Source organism: Vibrio sp. 10N.222.55.C6 (assembly GCF_041473395.1).
Classification (GTDB): Bacteria; Pseudomonadota; Gammaproteobacteria; order Enterobacterales; family Vibrionaceae; genus Vibrio; species Vibrio crassostreae_C.
In genome coordinates this window covers 1-590 of sequence record NZ_JBFRSD010000669.1, presented here as the reverse complement: position 1 = coordinate 590, position 590 = coordinate 1, and the positions used below count along the sequence as shown (strand labels likewise).

The window sequence follows — 590 nt, the reverse complement described above, 5'->3', positions numbered from 1 at the left end:
AAGTTAACGTACAAAGAGCCCGACAGTTCAACATTGTTTAACGCCCAGAACGAAGCGTTGGTGTATAAACCCAAACTGTATAAATAGAAGTTTTCAGCCGAACCGAACGATTGAGCTAGGTTTGGTGAAATCGACACATCGAATCGCTCACGCCCATCATGATAAATAACGGATTTCTTACGCTCTAACTCGTGAGTATCGGTTGCATCACTGGTTTGAGCATTGAGATAACTGTTATTAGCCGCCGCTTTGAACGCTTGTGCATCTACCGTTGTCTCAGTGAGTTCCATCGATTTATCATTTTCGATGATTTTATAAGTATCGATGTAACTCGGCACCGCGTTGGCAATCACGGTCGCACCACGCTCAAGGGCGATATCTCTGTCTCGGTATTTAACCTGAGTACCCTTTACCACAATACTATTATCGTCGACCAAGATTTGCGCTTGTTCATAGCCCGCGATCGTTTCAAGTTCTTCTGCAAGGGCCGCCATATCAATATCGTCAACCGTATCGACACCACTTGGGCGCAATTCTGCTGTTTCGGTATCTCGCCACACCGAATACATTTCATTGAAGTTGGTAGAAAG

Annotated in this window: 1 protein-coding gene; it reads right to left on the bottom strand. The window is 44.9% G+C overall.

What is annotated here, in order from left to right; translation table 11 throughout:
• The coding region (locus tag AB4486_RS25570; protein WP_372119534.1) for a YjbH domain-containing protein at nucleotides 1–590 on the bottom strand (590 nt) is incomplete at both ends.